This window comes from Plantactinospora siamensis, assembly GCF_042434095.1.
Classification (GTDB): Bacteria; Actinomycetota; Actinomycetes; order Mycobacteriales; family Micromonosporaceae; genus KBS50.
The window spans coordinates 256,931-273,415 of sequence record NZ_JBHLUE010000019.1; the positions used below are offsets into that span (position 1 = coordinate 256,931).

At 74.8% G+C, this 16,485-nt stretch carries 19 protein-coding genes and 1 pseudogene; 9 read left to right on the forward strand and 11 right to left on the reverse strand.

The genetic code is table 11. The annotated features are described in order from the left end of the window. Positions 1–18: 18 nt before the first annotated feature. Complete coding sequence (locus ACFFHU_RS23590; RefSeq protein ID WP_377342333.1) at positions 19–438, forward strand: STAS domain-containing protein; 420 nt, start codon at positions 19–21, stop codon at positions 436–438. A gap of 47 nt (positions 439–485) precedes the next feature. Continuing rightward, on the forward strand, positions 486–836 hold the full coding sequence (locus tag ACFFHU_RS23595; protein ID WP_377342335.1) for an STAS domain-containing protein: 351 nt from the start codon (positions 486–488) through the stop codon (positions 834–836). A 12-nt stretch (positions 837–848) separates the two neighbouring features. Here ACFFHU_RS23595 and ACFFHU_RS23600 read toward each other — a convergent pair whose 3' ends face one another. Beyond that, positions 849–1,154, reverse strand: coding sequence for a hypothetical protein (locus tag ACFFHU_RS23600; protein ID WP_377342337.1), 306 nt, complete (start codon positions 1,152–1,154; stop codon positions 849–851). A 147-nt stretch (positions 1,155–1,301) separates the two neighbouring features. Between ACFFHU_RS23600 and ACFFHU_RS23605 the strand changes: the two genes are divergently transcribed. From ACFFHU_RS23605 to ACFFHU_RS23615, 3 genes are read left to right on the forward strand one after another with little or no spacing between them, the layout of a single operon-like run. Next, the gene (locus ACFFHU_RS23605) at positions 1,302–2,282 is read left to right on the forward strand and encodes a DUF2267 domain-containing protein (RefSeq protein WP_377342339.1); all 981 of its coding nucleotides are present in this window, start codon (positions 1,302–1,304) and stop codon (positions 2,280–2,282) included. Positions 2,283–2,324: 42 nt separating this feature from the next. Next, positions 2,325–3,185 carry a spermidine synthase gene (locus ACFFHU_RS23610; protein WP_377342340.1) on the forward strand — a complete coding sequence of 287 codons (861 nt, stop codon included), beginning with the start codon at positions 2,325–2,327 and terminating at the stop codon, positions 3,183–3,185. 9 nt (positions 3,186–3,194) lie between these two features. After that, positions 3,195–4,250 carry an AI-2E family transporter gene (locus ACFFHU_RS23615; RefSeq protein ID WP_377342342.1) on the forward strand — a complete coding sequence of 352 codons (1,056 nt, stop codon included), beginning with the start codon at positions 3,195–3,197 and terminating at the stop codon, positions 4,248–4,250. Positions 4,251–4,384: 134 nt separating this feature from the next. On the opposite strand, the gene ACFFHU_RS23620 is transcribed toward ACFFHU_RS23615, so the two are convergent. Next, positions 4,385–5,680: an NAD(P)/FAD-dependent oxidoreductase gene (locus ACFFHU_RS23620; RefSeq protein WP_377342343.1), complete on the reverse strand. Its 1,296-nt coding sequence runs from the start codon at positions 5,678–5,680 to the stop codon at positions 4,385–4,387. A 130-nt stretch (positions 5,681–5,810) separates the two neighbouring features. On the opposite strand from ACFFHU_RS23620, the gene ACFFHU_RS23625 reads away from it, so the two are divergent. Continuing rightward, a complete protein-coding gene (locus ACFFHU_RS23625; protein WP_377342345.1) occupies positions 5,811–7,274 on the forward strand; it encodes a M28 family metallopeptidase in 1,464 nt (487 codons plus the stop codon). A gap of 135 nt (positions 7,275–7,409) precedes the next feature. Beyond that, on the forward strand, positions 7,410–7,856 hold the full coding sequence (locus tag ACFFHU_RS23630) for a hypothetical protein (RefSeq protein ID WP_377342347.1): 447 nt from the start codon (positions 7,410–7,412) through the stop codon (positions 7,854–7,856). Positions 7,857–8,060: 204 nt separating this feature from the next. On the opposite strand, the gene ACFFHU_RS23635 is transcribed toward ACFFHU_RS23630, so the two are convergent. The 4 genes from ACFFHU_RS23635 to ACFFHU_RS23650 form a co-directional block, all read right to left on the reverse strand. Continuing rightward, the gene (locus ACFFHU_RS23635; protein WP_377342348.1) at positions 8,061–8,435 is read right to left on the reverse strand and encodes a YciI family protein; all 375 of its coding nucleotides are present in this window, start codon (positions 8,433–8,435) and stop codon (positions 8,061–8,063) included. A gap of 135 nt (positions 8,436–8,570) precedes the next feature. Next, complete coding sequence (locus ACFFHU_RS23640; RefSeq protein WP_377342350.1) at positions 8,571–9,062, reverse strand: TIGR00725 family protein; 492 nt, start codon at positions 9,060–9,062, stop codon at positions 8,571–8,573. Further along, positions 9,059–9,499, reverse strand: a complete 441-nt coding sequence (locus tag ACFFHU_RS23645; RefSeq protein WP_377342352.1) for a hypothetical protein — start codon at positions 9,497–9,499, stop codon at positions 9,059–9,061. The genes ACFFHU_RS23640 and ACFFHU_RS23645 overlap by 4 nt, the downstream gene beginning before the upstream one ends. Positions 9,500–9,612: 113 nt before the next feature. Next, on the reverse strand, positions 9,613–9,789 hold the full coding sequence (locus tag ACFFHU_RS23650; protein WP_377342354.1) for a hypothetical protein: 177 nt from the start codon (positions 9,787–9,789) through the stop codon (positions 9,613–9,615). A 220-nt stretch (positions 9,790–10,009) separates the two neighbouring features. On the opposite strand from ACFFHU_RS23650, the gene ACFFHU_RS23655 reads away from it, so the two are divergent. Then, positions 10,010–11,245, forward strand: coding sequence for an MFS transporter (locus ACFFHU_RS23655; protein WP_377342357.1), 1,236 nt, complete (start codon positions 10,010–10,012; stop codon positions 11,243–11,245). A gap of 335 nt (positions 11,246–11,580) precedes the next feature. On the opposite strand, the pseudogene ACFFHU_RS23660 reads toward ACFFHU_RS23655, so the two are convergent. From ACFFHU_RS23660 to ACFFHU_RS23675, 4 genes and pseudogenes are all read right to left on the reverse strand, one after another. Further along, positions 11,581–11,844: pseudogene (locus ACFFHU_RS23660) on the reverse strand (DUF6510 family protein); the annotation flags it as partial. Between the two features lies 1 nt (position 11,845). Beyond that, a complete protein-coding gene (locus ACFFHU_RS23665; protein WP_377342359.1) occupies positions 11,846–12,610 on the reverse strand; it encodes a ferredoxin reductase in 765 nt (254 codons plus the stop codon). Further along, positions 12,580–13,179 carry a sulfite oxidase-like oxidoreductase gene (locus tag ACFFHU_RS23670; RefSeq protein ID WP_377342361.1) on the reverse strand — a complete coding sequence of 200 codons (600 nt, stop codon included), beginning with the start codon at positions 13,177–13,179 and terminating at the stop codon, positions 12,580–12,582. Before ACFFHU_RS23670 ends, ACFFHU_RS23665 begins: the two co-directional genes overlap by 31 nt. 237 nt (positions 13,180–13,416) lie before the next feature. After that, on the reverse strand, positions 13,417–14,439 hold the full coding sequence (locus ACFFHU_RS23675; protein WP_377342363.1) for a TerC family protein: 1,023 nt from the start codon (positions 14,437–14,439) through the stop codon (positions 13,417–13,419). A 197-nt stretch (positions 14,440–14,636) separates the two neighbouring features. Between ACFFHU_RS23675 and ACFFHU_RS23680 the strand changes: the two genes are divergently transcribed. Further along, entirely contained in the window at positions 14,637–15,797 is a 1,161-nt protein-coding gene (locus ACFFHU_RS23680; RefSeq protein WP_377342365.1) for a CaiB/BaiF CoA transferase family protein, read from the forward strand. 87 nt (positions 15,798–15,884) lie between these two features. On the opposite strand, the gene ACFFHU_RS23685 is transcribed toward ACFFHU_RS23680, so the two are convergent. Beyond that, entirely contained in the window at positions 15,885–16,283 is a 399-nt protein-coding gene (locus ACFFHU_RS23685) for a DUF2267 domain-containing protein (RefSeq protein WP_377342367.1), read from the reverse strand. Positions 16,284–16,485 lie beyond the last annotated feature (202 nt).

Genomic DNA, 16,485 nt, shown 5'->3' on the forward strand with positions numbered 1-16,485 from the left:
GCCGGGATGGAGGTCGTCGTGCAGCGAGGGGACGGCCCGGCGCCCGCGCCGCTGACGATCACGGCGGACGAGACGGACCCGGCGAATCCCACCATGCTGGTCGCCGGTGATCTGGACTTCAACACGGCCCCGACGCTCTGGACCGAGGCGCAGGCCCTGATCGCTCCGGGACGCCACGGGCTGATCCTGGACGTCGCCGGACTGCGGTTCGTGGACAGCACCGGGCTGGCCGTCATCGTTCAGGCCTGGCAGGCCTGCCAGCAGGGCGGCATCGTCCTGGAGCTGCGGGCGGTCCCCCGGTTCCTGGAGAACATCCTGCGGATCACCGGCGTGGCCGAGCTGCTGGCCCGGCAGGGTCGACCGGCCGGCGAGACCGGCGCGGGCGGGGAGCCCGGCGGACCGCACGACGCGGGCCGCAACCAGGCGCGGACGAGCTGACCCGTGGCAGGTTTGCGGAGGTGGCCGGGGAGGGCACAGTGGTGGGCATGACCGGCGGCCCGCTGCGCGTCGAGATTTCCGGCGGTGACCGGTCCTCGGCGACCCTGCATCTGACCGGCGACCTCGCCTTCGAGACGGCCGCCGAGCTGCTGCGCGCCGCCACCGGCCTGCTCGACGAGGGGCGCTGCCGGCTCCGCCTCGACCTGTCCGGGCTGGAGCTGTGTGACTCCTCCGGTCTCAGCGCCCTGATCGAGATCCACCACGCCGCCCGGCGGGCCGGCGGGTGGATGCGGCCGGTCCGGGCGCCCCGGAACCTCACCCGGCTGTTCGAACGCACCGGCCTGGACCGGTTCTTCCTGCTGGGCCAGCCGCCCGTCGACGACCGCGCCACGGGCTGACCCGGGCGGACATCACCCGGCGGTCGCCTCGACCGGTTCCGACCGGGCGTCGGCCGGCCGCTCCGGCTCGGCGTCCTCGGGCCGGCCGTCGGCCGGCGGGTGGAAAAGGTACCGGACGAAGACGGTGCCCTCGGCCGCGTCATCCGCGCCCGGCCACTGGCCGATCGAGTCGATGCCGATCACCTCGCGGCTGCCCGGCTCGCTGTCCTCGACGAGGGCCCAGACGGTCACCGGGTACGAACACGTCACGTCCGGGGCGGTTCGCCACCGCGCGTACCACCCCGGACGGGCCGGCACGATTTCGACGATCCTCTTCATGACGGTCCACCTTCGCCCTGCTCGGAGGCTGTCGATCCAGCTCGATGGTGGCCGGTGCGGGGGTGAGGCGCCCTCATCCGGTCCGGGTGGTCGACCGCCGTCCGCCGCCCGCCGTTTCGGCGGTGCCCCGGCGGGAAGGCCCGGGGCATGGGCAAGCAGATGGAGGGCGACAACCCGCGCCGGCGAGCGTTGGCCCGGCGGGCCCGCCAGCAGGGCGAGCAGGCCAGCGGGACCGGCGCCACCCTGGGCGCCTCCAAGCAACCGCGCAGCCGGCCCGACCGGCGGCGGCAGGGTCCGGAGCCGGTGGGGCGCCACAAGCCGCCGCCCGGGCGGGTGGGCGTCGGTCCCGGCCCCACCGTCGCCGAGCGGCCCTGGCCGTACCCGGACGAGCCGGCCGGCGAGCCCACCCCGCAGGCGGCGGCCGTGCCGGTGATCCGGTACCGGGACCTCGTGGAAGGGGTCGGCCGGCGAACCGGTGAGGAGTTCCGGGAGGCCAGGGCCGGCGCCGAGGCCACCGTGCGGGCGCTGGCCGCCGCCCTCGTCGAACGGGACCGGGAACGCCTGCTGGACGCGGTGCCCGGTGAGCTGCGCGGGTCTGACGCCGGTGGGGTCGACCGGCACCGGGACCTCGCCGGCTTCCTCGCCGAGGTGGCCCGGCTGTGCCGGCGTACCCCCGAACAGGCTCGCTACCAGGCGCAGGCAACCCTGGCGGCGCTGGCCGAGCAGGACCCGGAGCTGGTCGGCTCGCTGGAGCTGCCGCCCGGCCTGACGGACCTGATCGGACCGCTGCCGGCCGGCGGCGACGGCGTCGCGCCCGGCGGCGGGACGGCGCCGCTGCCCGGCCCGGAGCTGGCCGCGGCGCTGGCCGACCTGCCGTACTGGTCGGTCGAGGGCCACGGGCTGGTCCGGACCATCGAGCTGCCGCCGGAGAACCTGGACCGGGTGCTGCAGCGGCTGGCCGGGCTCAAGCCGGCGTCCGGCCGCGGCCCGAGCATCGGCCGGCCCGGGCCGGGCAGCGCCGTGCTCACCGTGCGGACCCGCCGGGTGGACGGCGTGACCGGGCTGGACGTGGCATTGGCCCACGACGTCGACGCGGCCATCGAGGAGGCCGGCGCCGGGATGACGTGACCGGGTGCGGGTGGGGCATGACCGGCGCGCTAGGGTCCGGCCATGCGCACGAGCGACGCCGCGGTGTCCGCCGCGGACCGCGGGGAGCCGGCGCCGGAGCTGGACGCCGCGCGGCTGGTGCCCGATCCGGACCGGCCGTCCGGGCGGACGCTGCTGGTCGAGGACGTCGAGCAGTCGTACGTAGACCCGGCCGACCCGACGTACCTGCGCTTCGATTACGTGCGGCGGATGGCCAGCGTGCTGGACGTGGCCGGACCGGCGCGGACGCCGCTGCGGGTGCTGCACCTCGGCGGCGGCGCACTGACCCTCCCCCGGTACGCGGCGGCGACCCGGCCCGGTTCCCCGCAGCTCGTGGTGGACCGCGACGGCCCGCTCATGGATCTCATCGCCCGCGAGCTGCCCCCGCCACCGGACGTCCGGGTCCGGGTCGCCGACGCGCGGGAGGCGATCGGCTGGGAACCGGACGGCCGGTACGACGTGGTGCTGGTGGACGTCTACCGGGGCGCCCGGATGCCCGCGCACCTGACCACCGTGGAGTTCGCGGCCGAGGCGGCCCGGGTGCTCCGGCCGGACGGCCTCTACGCGGTGAACCTCACCGACCTGCCGCCGCTGGTGTTCACCCGGGTGCAGGTGGCCACGCTGCGCCGGGTCTTCGCCGAGGTCTGCCTGGTCGCCGCCCGACAGATGGTGCGGGCCCGGCGGTACGGCAACGTCGTGCTGGTGGCCAGCCGCCGGGAAGGGCGGCTGCCGGTGGACCGGCTGGCCACCCGGGCCGCCCGGGACCCGGCGCCCGGCCGGCTGCTGGCGGGCGCCGAGCTGACCGCCTTCGCCGGCGGGAGCCGGCCGGCCCACGACCGCTCGGACGCGGCGCCGCGCGGGTTTCCCGACCGGTCGACCGGGTAGCCGGGGCGGGTGAACGGGCCGGGTCCGGCGAGCTTCGACGACCGGCGGGTGGCCCGGCGGGTGCTGATCACCATCGGCCTGGTGCTGGCCACCGTCGCCCTGCTCGGCTTCGGCTGGGCCACCCGGCGGGTGCTGGTGTGGATCCTGATCGCCGCCTTCTTCGCGGTGGCGCTGTATCCGGCGGTGGAATGGACCCAGCGGCGCGGAGTCCGGCACCGGTCCCTGGCCACCCTGCTGGTCTTCCTCACCGCCCTGCTGCTGTTCGGCGCCCTCATCACGCTGATCGTGGCGCCGCTGGTCGGTGAGGCCGGCCAGCTGGCCGACCGGCTGCCGAAGCTCGCCGAGGAGGCCCGCACCGGCCAGGGCCGGATCGGCGACACCCTCGACCGGCTGCACCTGCGGCGGTACGTGCAGACCCACTCCGCGCAGATCCGCGAGTACGGCGGCCGGTTCGCCCGGCCCACCGTCACCGTGCTGAAGGGCGCGCTCGTCACCGTCGCCGGCATGGTGACGGTCGTCGTGCTGGCGTACCTCATGGTGTTGCAGGCCCCGCGGATCCTCGCCGGCGTGTACGGGCTGGTGCCCGACCGGCACCTGCCCCGGCTGCGCCGGGTCGGCGGTGCGTGTGCCCGGACCATCACCGGCTACCTGACCGGCAACCTGCTGATCAGCGCGATCTGCGGGGCGCTCACCTTCGCCGTGATGGCGGTGATGGGCGTCCCGTACGCGGGGGTGCTGGCCGTGCTCGTGGCGGTGGCCGACCTGGTGCCGCTGGTCGGCGCCACCATCGGCGCCGTGCTGGCCGGCGGCGCGAGCCTGCTGCACTCGCCCACCGCGGGAATCGTGGTGCTGGTCTTCTTCGTGGTCTACCAGCAGCTGGAGAACCACCTGTTGCAGCCCCTGATCTACTCCCGGATCGTCCGGCTCAGCCCGCTCACCGTGCTGATCGCGGTGCTGATCGCCGCCGACCTGGCCGGCATCGCCGGCGCGCTGCTGGCCATCCCGGCCGCGGCCATCGGCCGGATCCTGCTGACCGAGGCGTGCGGCCGGGACCGGTCCGTCTGATCACCGGGGCCGGCCGGCGCCGCCGGTCGACGCGCCGCCGCCGGCGGTCGATACGGGCGCCGCCGGCGGTCGACACGCCGGTGGCGGCGGCGTCACACCGCCGCCGGCCAGCGCACGGTGACCGGCGCCGGCGGTCAACGCACGGTGGTCTCCGGCGCCGCGTTCTCCAGCGGTACGGCGTGCGCCGGCACCAGCCCGAGCTGGACCGCGGGCCGTTCCCCGGTGGCGTCGAGCAGCCAGTCGGCGCCCACCCGGGCCCGGTTGCCGGGCATCGCCCACAGGTGGTAACCGCGGGTCACGGCCTTGGCCGGCAGCCCGGACAGCGGGATGTTCAGCGGGTTGGCCGCCGCGTCCGTGCCGCCCAGGTCGACCACGAAGCCCAGATCGTGGTGCCGGTACGGCCGGGGCCGGCGCGGGCCGAAGGAGGCGGCCACGTTGTGCGCCGCCAGCCTGCCCTGCCGTTCGGCGTGCTGCGCGGTCATCGGCGTCACCTGACCGGGTCGGGTCAGGTCCGGCACCGCGGCCGCGTCGCCGCAGGCGTACACGTCGGGGTGGCCGGGGACGGTGAGGAACTCGTCGACCACCAACCGGCCCTTCTCGGTCCGCAGCCCCAGGTCAGCCACCAGCGGGTCGGGCCGGACGCCCACGCACCAGATCAGCGAGCGGGTGGGCACGAACTGCCCGTCGCTGAGCCGGACGCCGTCCTCGGCCGCCTCCTTGACCGAACAGCCGAGCCGGACGTCGACGCCGCGCTCGGTCAGCACCCGGTGGGCGGTGGAGGACATCCGGTCGTGCAGCCCCGGCAGCACCCGGTCGGCCACGTCGACCAGCAGCCAGCGCGGCCGCAGTCCCAGCCGGGGGCGCCGGGCGGAGAGCTCGTCGGTGAACAGCTGACCGTGGGCGGCCACCTCGGTGCCGGTGTAGCCCGCGCCCACCACCACGAACGTGCACCGGGCGGCGCGCTCGGCCGGGTCCTCGGCCATCTCGGCCTGCTCGATCTGCCCCACCACGTGGTCGTGCAGGAAGAGCGCCTCCGGCAGCCCGCGGAAGCCGTGCGCGTGCTCGGTGACGCCGGGGATCGGCAGCAGCTTGTTGACGCTGCCCACCGCGAGGATCAGCCGGTCGTATGGCAGCTCGCCCCGGCCGTCCTCGGGATCGGTGTAGCCCACGCTGCGGGCCCGCAGGTCGACCCGGTCGGCCTCGCCGATCACCACCCGCACGCCGTCCAGGGTGCCGGCCAGCGGCACGGTGATCCGGGTGGGTTCCAGGATCCCGGCCGTCACCTCCGGCAGCAGCGGCAGGTACAGGAAGTAGTCGGTCGGGTTGAGCAGGGTGATCTCGGCCCGGCCGCGGGCGAGCCGGGCCAGGGTCTTCGCCGCGTGGTATCCGGCGAACCCGGCGCCGACGATGACAACACGGGGTTTGGTCATGCCTGCCCGCCTTCCCTGCCGCCCGCCGGTCAAACGTGCGCCCGGGCCCCTGTTGTCGCCGGGGCCCGGGGATTCCGTTCCGCCCCGCCGGGATTGACATTGGTCGGTGGCCGGGGCAGCGTGTCGGGGTATGCCTGATCGTGAATCGACCGGCGCCCGATCCGCCGGTACGAACCGACGTACCTTTCTGTCCGCTTCCGCCGCCACCGCGGCGGCCGCGGTGACCGGCCCGCTGGTCGCCCAGCCGGCCCAGGCGCACGACCACGACGACCACGACGACCGGCACGACAACGGACCGGGCCGGCGGATCAAACCGCAGGCGCCGGACGCCGAGCTGCGGCGGTTGCTCCGCGAGGTCGACCGGCACCGGATCGAGGCCACCGTGCGCCGGCTGGCCGCGTTCGGCACCCGGCACACCCTGTCCAGCCAGACCGACCCGGTCCGCGGCATCGGCGCCGCGCGGGACTGGATCTACGCCCAAATGCGCGAGCACGCTGCCGCGTCCGGCGGCCGGATGACGGTCGAACTGCAGGGGTACGACCAGCCGCCCGCGTCCCGGATCCCGACCACCACCCGGATCACCAACGTGGTAGCCACGCTGCGCGGCGACGTGGCCCCGCAGCGCACGTACGTGATCACCGGCCACTACGACTCCCGCTGCACCGACGTCATGGACTTCACCAGCGACGCTCCAGGCGCCGACGACGACGCCTCCGGCGTGGCGGTGGTCCTGGAGCTGACCCGGCTGCTGGCCACCCGCCGGACGGCGGCCACCATCGTGCTCGCCGCGGTGGCGGCCGAGGAGCAGGGGCTGTACGGCTCGGACCACCTGGCCAAGCAGCTGAAGGCGGCCGGCGCCGACGTGCAGGGCATGTTCAGCAACGACATCGTGGGGTCCAGCCGGGCCGACGACGGCACGGTGGACGCGCGCACGCTCCGGCTCTTCGCCGAGGGCGTGCCCACGACGGAGACCCCCGACCAGGCCAAGACCCGGCTGTCGGTGGGCGGCGAGAACGACTCGGTGAGCCGGCAGCTGGCCCGGTTCGCCCTGAACGTGGCGGAGAACCCCGCGACCGGCATGGACCTTCGGTTCATCTACCGGCGCGACCGCTATCTGCGCGGCAGCGACCACATCTCGTTCCTGCAGCAGGGCTGGCCGGCGGCGCGGCTCACCGAGCCCAACGAGGACTTCGCGCACCAGCACCAGGACGTCCGGGTGGTGGACGGCAAGCAGTACGGCGACCTGCCCGAGTTCTGCGACTTCGACTACATCGCCCGGGTGGCCCGGGTGAACGGGGCGACGCTGTGGTCCCTCGCGCAGGGCCCGGGGACGCCGCGCAACGCCATCATCGACACCAGCAACCTGACCAACGACACCACCCTGCGCTGGGAGCTGGGCACCGAGCCGGACCTGGCGGGGTACGAGGTGGTGTGGCGGGAGACCACGGCCGCCGACTGGCAGTGGGCGATCCCGGTGGGCAAGGTCAACACCGCCACCATCGACCTGTCCAAGGACAACGTCTTCTTCGGCGTACGCGCCGTGAACCGGGCCGGCAAGCACAGCCCGGTCGCGTTCCCCAAACCCGGCAGCTGACCACGCGCGGTGGCTCGGGCCGATCGGCTCGGGCCACCGCGCTGTCCAGCGCCGCCGGCCGTAGGGCAATCCCTACCGGGAAGCGGGAGGCGGGCGGGATGTCGCGGGCCCGTCCGGTTCGCCGATGCTGGTGGCATGCGATCCGACATGGGCATCCCCGGGACCGTACGCGCGGCGTTCATCGTGTGGCTGGTCGCCGTCGCCGCCGGGGTCTTCGAGACGGTCCTCGTGGTGGGGAGCGGACGGGCAGGGGACGGCGCCGGCGCCGGGGTGGCGGTTCGGGCCGCCATCTTCGTCGCCGCGACCCTGGTGGCGCTGAAGATGCGCACCGGCCGGCGGTGGGCTCGGCTGACCCTCGCCGTGGGCCTGGGAGTCCTCGGCACGCTGTCGCTGATCGTCGGCCCGCTGCTCTGGCTGATCCACGGCCACTCCCTCACCCCGCTGCTCGCGCACGCGACCGCGCTGGACCTCACCTTCGGCAGCAGCCGGGTGGTGCATGTGGCGGCCGTGCTCGCCGGATGCGTCCTGATGTTCGTGCCCTCGGCCAACGCGTACTTCCGAGATCCTCATCCGGCCTCGTGAGGATCGGTCGGCCGTCGACCGGGTCCGCCAGCTCGATCGGACCCGGACCGCTCCGAGCGGCCCCGGGGCGGACCGGGACCGCTCCGAGCGGCCCGGGGTGGGGCCCCGCGCCCCCATCCCCGGGTCGCCGCCAGCCGGTTTCGCCGCCACGCCCGTTCCGCCGCCGTCAGGACGGGACCGCCTCCAGCGGACGTCGTCGCGACCTCACCATCGCCGGCCCGCCGCGTGCAGCATCGCGTCGGTCTCCGGGTCGGGCATCAGCTCCCGGACCTCCTGGGCGCAGCGGCACGAGGCGGCGATCCTGGCGGCCCACTCCAACGCCTCGGCCCGGGACGCCACGTCGACGACGGTGAATCCCCCGATGACCTCCTTGGTCTCCGGGAACGGACCGTCGGACACCATCCCGTCCGTGGCCACCACGCTGGCCTGCTGGCGCTCGATGCCGGCGCCGAACACCAGCACCCCGGCGTTCACGGCCTCCTGCATCACCGCGTGCGAGGCCTTGCCCACGTCCGGCCAGTCTCCCTCGGGGATGTGGTCCATCGCGCCGTCGTTGAACGAGATCAAGTACCGCGTCATTCCCTGACTCCCCTTGTCCGGATGGCCCGCTCCAGGCCGCCTCACTCTTGTTCCACGAACGATCCGCCCCCGATCGGACACCCCTTCCACAGAAATTCCCTGGCCCGCCTCCGGCGGACCGGAACCTCCTCGCGCTCAGGCCCGGTGGGACGCGAGTTCCAGGGCCAGCCGCACCGCGGCGGCCGGGTCCGGAGCGATGGTGAGGTCGACCGGCCGGCCCGCGCTGTCGACAATCCCCCAGCCGCCGAGGCAGACCACCGGCACCCCGAGCCGGTACGCGTGGGCCAGCTCGCTGAGCGTGCCCCACGATCCGCCGATCACGATCACCGCGTCCCCGCTGGCCGCCACGATCACGTTGCGGGCCTGACCCATCCCGGTCGCCAGGGCCGCCGACAGGTCGGGCCCGGCCGCCCGTCGGTCCGCCTCCGGCAGCACGCCGAGCACCAGCCCGCCGGCGGACCGGGCGCCCGCGGCCACGGCCGCCATCACCCCGCCGCCCCCGCCGCAGACGACCACGGCGCCGGCCTCGGCGAGCAGCCGGCCCACCTCGGTGGCGTACCGGGCCTCCCGCTCGGCGCACTCCGCCGGACCGCACACGGCGATCTGACGTCGCCGGCCGTCCGTCATCGCGGCCCGCCGCCCGGGGTCCGCCACGGCCCCGCGGCGGCCGTCCGGCGCCAGATCGCGGGCGCGGTCACGACGAACCACCCGAGCACGGCGACCAGCCGCCAGAACCCGCCCGCGTTGGCCGGCGCGACGCCGGCACGACCGAGCACCTCGTAGGCGTTGAGCGGCACGTCCACCCCCAGCACCGCGGCGCCGACCAGCAGCCCGGCCCTGGTCCGGACGACGAGCAGCCAGGCCACCAGGGCGTCGATCGGACCGAGCGCCGCCCAGAACGCGTTGCTGCCGGGACCCGCCGCCGGGTACGGCGGCCAGCCGCGGGCCGCGAGGTCGTACGCGTGACTCAGGGCGCCGTACGCGAAGAGCAGGACATCGGCCCAGAGCAGGAAGCGGATCCGCGCCGGCGCGCCACCACCATCCGGCCGGGAAACGGTCTCCACGGCGGCCAGCCTAATCAGCGGATGTGAATCTTGGACGGAGACCGTCCAGGCCGAACGGTTTCCGTCCAAGATTCACCTTTCCCGGTCGGCCCGGTATGGTCTCCTCGACGGTGCTACGACAGCGGGAGGTCGATCATGGGCATGGTTCTCCTCGACACGACGACGATCCCGGCTTCGATGCGGACCGCCGCGGCGGGCTGACGCTCCGCCGCACCCGATCGATCCCCGCCGCCTGCGGCGGGACGATCAGCCGATCCCACGCCGCGCGGTGCCACCCGCGCCGCGATCATCGATTCTCTCCGCATGACGGGTGACCTTTGCCCTGCCACCGATCCAGGTGGCAGGTGCCCGGTCACGATGATCGGTCCGCCTCGAAGCGATGGCCCGGCTCCGGGAACGCCCGGAGCCGTCCGCGCCGGCGCTCTCTGGAGCACCGGGTCGCACCTGTCGAGGAGAACCGTGTTTCCGCAACTCACGTCCGGGCGCCGACGCGCGCCCGGCCATACCGCCATGCCCCCGCGCCGGCCCGGCCGGTTGGGCGCCGATTTCCACCGGCTGTGGCTGGCGAACGCCGTATCCAATCTGGGCGACGGCGCCACCATGGTGGCCGGCCCGCTGCTGGTGGCCAGCCGCACCGCCGATCCGGCTCTGATCGCCGGCGCGGTCCTCGCCCAGCAGCTTCCCTGGCTGTTGTTCAGCCTGGTCAGCGGCGCCGTGGTGGACCGGCTCGACCGGCGCAGGCTGATCGTGTCGGTCAATCTCGGTCGCTGCCTGGTGCTGGCGGCCCTCACCGGCGCCATCGTCGCGGGTATCGCCGGAATCCGGGTGATCTACCTGGCGTTCTTCCTGCTCGGCACCGGTGAGACGCTGGCCGACACGGCGTCGTCCGCGCTCCTGCCGGCGGTGGTGCCGGCGGACCGGCTCGAGCAGGCGAACGCGCGGCTGATGGCCACGTTCGTGATCGGCAACCAGTTAGCGGCCAAGCCGCTCGGGGCGTACCTGTTCGTGGTGGCCGCGGCGCTGCCGTTCGGATTCGACGCCGGGACGTTCGGGCTGGCCGCGCTGCTGGTCGCCGCGCTGCGTTGGCGGCCCGTACCAGAGCCGGGGCCGGCGGGCGGCGGTCCGGACCGGCCGGTGCGACGGCGACTGGCTGCCGAGATCGTCGAGGGCGTCCGGGCGTTGTGGTCGCTGCCGGCGCTGCGGATGCTGGCCGGTTGCATGGGGGTGCTCAACGTGGCGTTCTGCGCCGCGTTCGCCACCTTCGTGCTGTACGCGCGGGACCGTCTGGGCCTCGCCCCGATGGGCTACGGCCTGCTGCTGACCGCGTCGGCGGCCGGTGGGCTGCTCGGGACCGCGCTGGCGCCCCGGCTGCGGGCCCGGTTCGGCGTCGCGGCCCTGCTGCGGGCCGGCCTGCTGGTGGAGGTCGGTACCCACACGGTGCTGGCGACCACCCGCACGCCGTGGGTGGCCGGGCTCATCCTCACCGTCTTCGGCGTGCACACCATGGTGTGGGGTGTGCTGGTGGCGTCGCTGCGGCAACGGCTCGTGCCGGACCGGCTGCGGGGCCGGATCGGCAGCATCTACTCGCTGCTCGACCTGGGCGGCGCCGCGCTCGGCACCGCGCTCGGCGGCGTGCTGGCGCGGGCCGGCGGCGGGGTGCTCATGCCGTTCTGGGCCGCGGCCGCCACCGCGGCCGTGGTGGCGGCGTTCGCCTGGAGGCCGATGGGCCGGCTGGACAGCGCCTGACGCGACGGTCGGCCCTTAGGCCGTGTTTCGCAAGGACTGGCCGGCCTGCGGCGGGCCCAGACGACGCCCGGCGGCGTTGCGGTTTCGTCCGGATACAACACCGGTATCCGGACGAAACCGCGCCTTGCCGGACGCCGCCTGGACTCCGCCTCGGCTCGACCGCCCTTGCGAAACACGGCCTAGCCGTCGAGGGGGTTGGTCAGCTCGACCGGCGCGGCCAGCCCGGTCGGGTTGGCCAGCCCGGCCTGGTCGGTCAACCCGGTCGGGGCGGCCAGCCCGGTCGCGGCGAGCTCGTCCATCCGGCGGTCCGCCTCGACCGGGCCCAGCTCGTCGGCGGGCAGCGGCACCCGGAGGAAGGTGGCCCCGCGCAGATCCAGCCAGGCGCTGTGCGGGGCCCGGACCACCCGCAACATCACCTCGGTGCAGCCGGGGCAGCGGGCCACCAGCCCGGGGGCGTGCGCGTACACCAGCAGGTCGGCCAGCGGGCCGGTGCGGCCGCAGCTCGCGCACCGCCCGGTGGCCGCGGACACCTCCACCGCGAAGATCTCCCGCAGCGGGCCGGCCAGCATGTTGCCGTCCAGGTAGTCGCCGTCGTCCATCTCAACCTCCCGTGGGTCCGAACCGCTCGGTCCGGACCCGTCGGGGGTCGTGGCCGAGCGCGACGAGGATGTCGGCGACCGTCTCGACGAAGCCGGTCGGCCCGCACACGAAGCAGGCCGGCTCGAACGACGGCGGCCAGCCGTTGGTGTTGAGGTCTGCCGTCGAGATGCGGCCCGCCGGCCGGGTGGCGCCCTCCGGCGGTTCCCGGGTGAACAGCGGGAAGACGTCCAGGCCCAGGTCGTCGCGGGTCCGGCGGCGCAGCTCGTCCGCGTACAGGACGTCTGCCGCGGTCCGCGCCGAGTAGATCAGCCGGAACGGCACCCGGCTGCCGGCGGCCCGCCGGGCCCGGACCATGGCCATCAGCGGCACGATCCCCGAGCCGCCACCGACCAGCAGCACCGGCGCCGGGTCCGCCGGCCGCCAGACGAACCAGCCGCCGACCGGTCCGCGGAGCTCCACCGGGTCGCCGACGGCGAAGACATCCAGCAGGTACGGCGAGACCTCGCCGTCCGGCACCCGCTGCACGGTGAGCTCGATCCGGTCGCCGTCGGCCGGGGCGGCCAGCGAGTAGGCCCGCTCGGCCCGGTAGCCGTCCGGGGCGGTGAGCCGGACGTCGACGTGCTGACCGGGTAGGTGGCCCGGCCAGTCCGGCGCGTCGAGGACCAGCGTGCCGGCCGTCGGCGTCTCGGCCCGGCGCTCGACGAGGTGCGCCACCCGCCAGCCGAGCCGGTTGCTCAGTCGCCCTGGTACCGCTGCTCGCGCCACGGGTCACCGTAATCGTGGTAGCCGGCGGTCTCCCAGAACCCCGGCTCGTCCGCCATGCTCAGCCGGATGCCGCGCACCCACTTCGCGGACTTCCAGAGGTAGAGATGCGGGACCAGCAGCCGGGCCGGGCCGCCGTGCTCGGCCGGCAGGTCGTCGCCGTCGAACCGGTACGCCACCCAGGCGCGGCCGCCCTGCAGATCCTCCAGCGGCAGGTTGGTGGTGTACCCGCCGTACGAGTGCGCGAGCGCGTAGTCGGCGGCCGTCTCCACCCCGTCGAGCAGGACGTCCAGCGACACCCCCGCCCAGCGGGTGCCGAGCTTGGACCACCGGGTCACACAGTGGAGGTCCACGGTCGGCGTCTCGGTCGGCAGGTTCTGGAACTCCGACCAGGTCCACCGGAACTCGGCGCCGGTTTCCGTGGAGATCACGAACTCCCACTCGTCCAGCGAAACCCGCGGCGTCGGGCCGGCCGACAGCACCGGAAAGTCCTCGACCAGGTACTGCCCCGGCGGCAGATCCGGCCGTTCGGACCGGCGCCGGCCGGTGAAGCCGGGTGACACGATGCCCATCAGATAGTCGTACCACCCGCCCGGCTCCCCCGCACCGCCCCGACCGAAGGAAGGGCCCCTTGTTATCGCTTCTGGTATAGGAAGGGCCCCCTCTTAACGCCTCCCCCGCGCCCGGCGCGGGCGGACGCGGCCGGGCGGGCACGGCCGGGCGGTCACGGCCGGGCGGGCACGGCCGGGCGGTCACGGCCGGGCGGTCACGGCCGGGCGGTCACGGCCGGGCGGTCACCGGGTGGGCGGTCACCCGGTGGGCGGGCCGCCGGCGCTGGCCGCCGGCTCCGACTCGACGCCGCGGGTGGCGCGCAGGCTCGTGACGGTCACCACGCCCAGGATCGCGATGATCACGCCGAGCGAGGCCAGGGTGGGGATCTGCGGCACACCGGGCCACACCCCGTGCGCCCAGTGCAGCGCCAGCTTGGCGCCGATGAACGCCAGGATCACCGCGAGGCCGTAGCTCAGGTGCACCAGCCGGCTGAGCGCGGCGTGCAGCACGAAGTACAGCGCGCGCAGGCCGAGCAGCGCGAATGCGTTGGTGGCGAAGACCAGGTACGGATCCTCGGTGATGCCGTACACCGCGGGCACCGAGTCGACCGCGAACACCACGTCGGTCCCGAGCACCGCCACCACCACCAGGGCCATCGGGGTGAGCGCCCGGCGGCCACCGAGCCGGGTGGTCAGCGCGGGGCCGTGGTATTCGTCGGTCACCGGCATGAGCCGGCGAAGCAGCCGGACCGATCGCATCGAGGAGATGTCCACCTGCTGGTCGTGGCCGCGGACCGCGTCCCGGAGCAGCTTGACCGCGGTGGCGATGAGGATCGCCGCGAACAGCAGGAACGCCCAGTCCAGCGTCTCCAGGGCGGCCGCACCGACCGCGATGAACACGCCGCGCAGCACGAGCGCGCCGGCGATGCCGTACAGCAGGACCCGCTGGGCCAGCACGGCCGGCACGGCGAACGCCGCCAGCAGCAGCATGAAGACGAACAGGTTGTCCACCGAGAGGGACTTCTCGACCAGGTAACCGGTCAGGTATTCCAGGCCGTGCTCCCCGCCGTACCGCTGCCAGACGAAAACCGCGAAGGCCAGCGGCAGGGCGACGTAGAACGCGGACCAGCCCAGCGCCTCCCGCAGGGACACCTCGTGCGGTCGCCGGGTGACCAGGAAGTCCAGCACGAGCAGCGCCAGCACGCCAGCGATGGTGCCGGCCCAGAGCGCGGGGGTGCCCACCGAGTCCAGCGCGAGGGTGGACGACGACGGACCGATCATGGAAAGCCTCCTCGAACACGATGACATGCTCGAGGTCTCCTTCACCCACCTTCGTGGGCAACCACCCGAGGCGCCCGCGGGCGCCGTACTGACCGGCATGGTTCGTGGGAAGTACTCCCCTCGCCGGTAAGGTTAGGCGACCCTTCGCCGGCAGGGCAAGGACGCGCGGCTGGGAGTTCCCTGACTATGGTGTCCCGGTGACCGAGGACACCGCGCCGGCCGGGCCGCTGTCCGGCGTCCGGGTGGTCGAACTGGCCGGCATCGGACCGGGCCCGTTCACCGCCATGCTGCTGGCCGACATGGGCGCCGACGTGGTCCGGGTGGACCGGACCGCCGAGGTACGACCGGAGCTGTTCGGTACGCCGCACCCCGATCTGCTCGGCCGGGGCCGCCGGTCGATCGGGGTGGACCTGAAGCGGCCCGCCGGCCGGGACGTGGTGCTCGACCTGGTGGGATGGGCCGACGTGCTGCTGGAGGGCTTCCGGCCGGGCGTCACCGAGCGGCTCGGCCTCGGGCCGGTCGACTGCCACGCCGTGAACCCCCGGCTCGTGTACGGCCGGATGACCGGCTGGGGACAGGACGGTCCGTACGCGCCGAACGCCGGGCACGACATCGACTACCTGGCGCTGACCGGCGCCCTGCACGGGATCGGCCGGGCCGGCGAGCCCCCGGTCCCGCCGATGAACCTGCTGGGCGACTTCGGCGGCGGCGCCATGATGCTGGCGTTCGGCGTGGTCTGCGCGCTCTACGCCGGCGGCGAGGGGCAGGTGATCGATGCGGCCATCGTGGACGGGGTGTCGCTGCTGACCACCCAGATCCACGCGCTGCGCCGGATGGGCATGTGGCAGGACCCGCGCGGGGTCAACCTGCTGGACGGCGGCGCGCCGTTCTACGCCACCTACGAGTGCGCCGACGGACGCTACCTCGCGGTGGGGGCGCTGGAGGACCGCTTCTACGCCGAACTGGTCCGGCGTACCGGATTCGAGCCGCCGGCCGGCGCGGGCCGGGACCGCGCCGACCCGGCGCAGTGGCCGGCGGCCCGCGAGCGGTGGGCCGCGCTGTTCCGCGGCCGCGGCCGGGACGAGTGGGTGGAGCTGCTGGCCGGCACCGACGCGTGCGTGGCGCCGGTGCTGGACTGGGACGAGGCGCCCCGGCACCCGCACCTGGCCGCCCGGGGCACCTTCGTGACGCCCGGTGGGGTGACCCAGCCCGCCCCGGCGCCCCGGTTCAGCCGGACCCCCGGCGCGGTCCGCCGGCCCCCGCCGCAGCCCGGCGAGCACACCGACGAGGTGCTCACCGAGCTCGGCCTGGCCACCGAGCGCATCGCCGAGCTGCGCGCCACCGGCGTCGTGGCCTGATGGCGCGGCCGGACGGCCGCCGGGTCGGACGTTAACAAGGGGCCCTTCCTATACAAAAAGCGATAACAAGGGGCCCTTCCTTCGCGATCAGGCGTGCCGGGTGATGCGGGTGGGAGTGGGTTCGATGAGGGCCTGGTAGTCGTCCGGCAGGCCGGCCACCAGCTCGTCGAACTCGTCGCCGGTCACCGCCTCGTGCAGGGTCTCGAAGAGCGCCCGTACGGCGTCCCGGGCCGCCGGCTCGGTCACCCCGGCCCGCTCGGCGACCCGGCGGGCGAACTCGGCCGCGTCGAACAGCTCGGCCTCCTCGTCGGGCGGGCGGAGCAGCCCCTGCAGCGGCAACGGCAACTGCGCGGCGAGGTCCAGCGCCTCCCCCGCGGTCAGCCGGTCGGTCAGCGTCTCCAGGGTGGCCCGGCTCAGCTGCACGGCCTCCTCGTCGTTCACCCGGGCCCGGCGGGCGACCAGTTCCACGAAGGTGTCGTAGTTCATGGGGGCGGTTACCCGCGTTCCACCAGCGCTAACGACGCGCGCCCGGCGGCCGCCGGGCGCGGCGCCCGGACCGGCCGAGCCGGCGCCACGACCGGCCGAGCCGGCGCCACGACCGGCCGACCCGGCGCTAGGCCGTCCCGGGTCGGTCAGGCGTGACCGGGTCGCCGGCGGGTATCCGGGCCGCGGCCGGACCGGCCGCGCG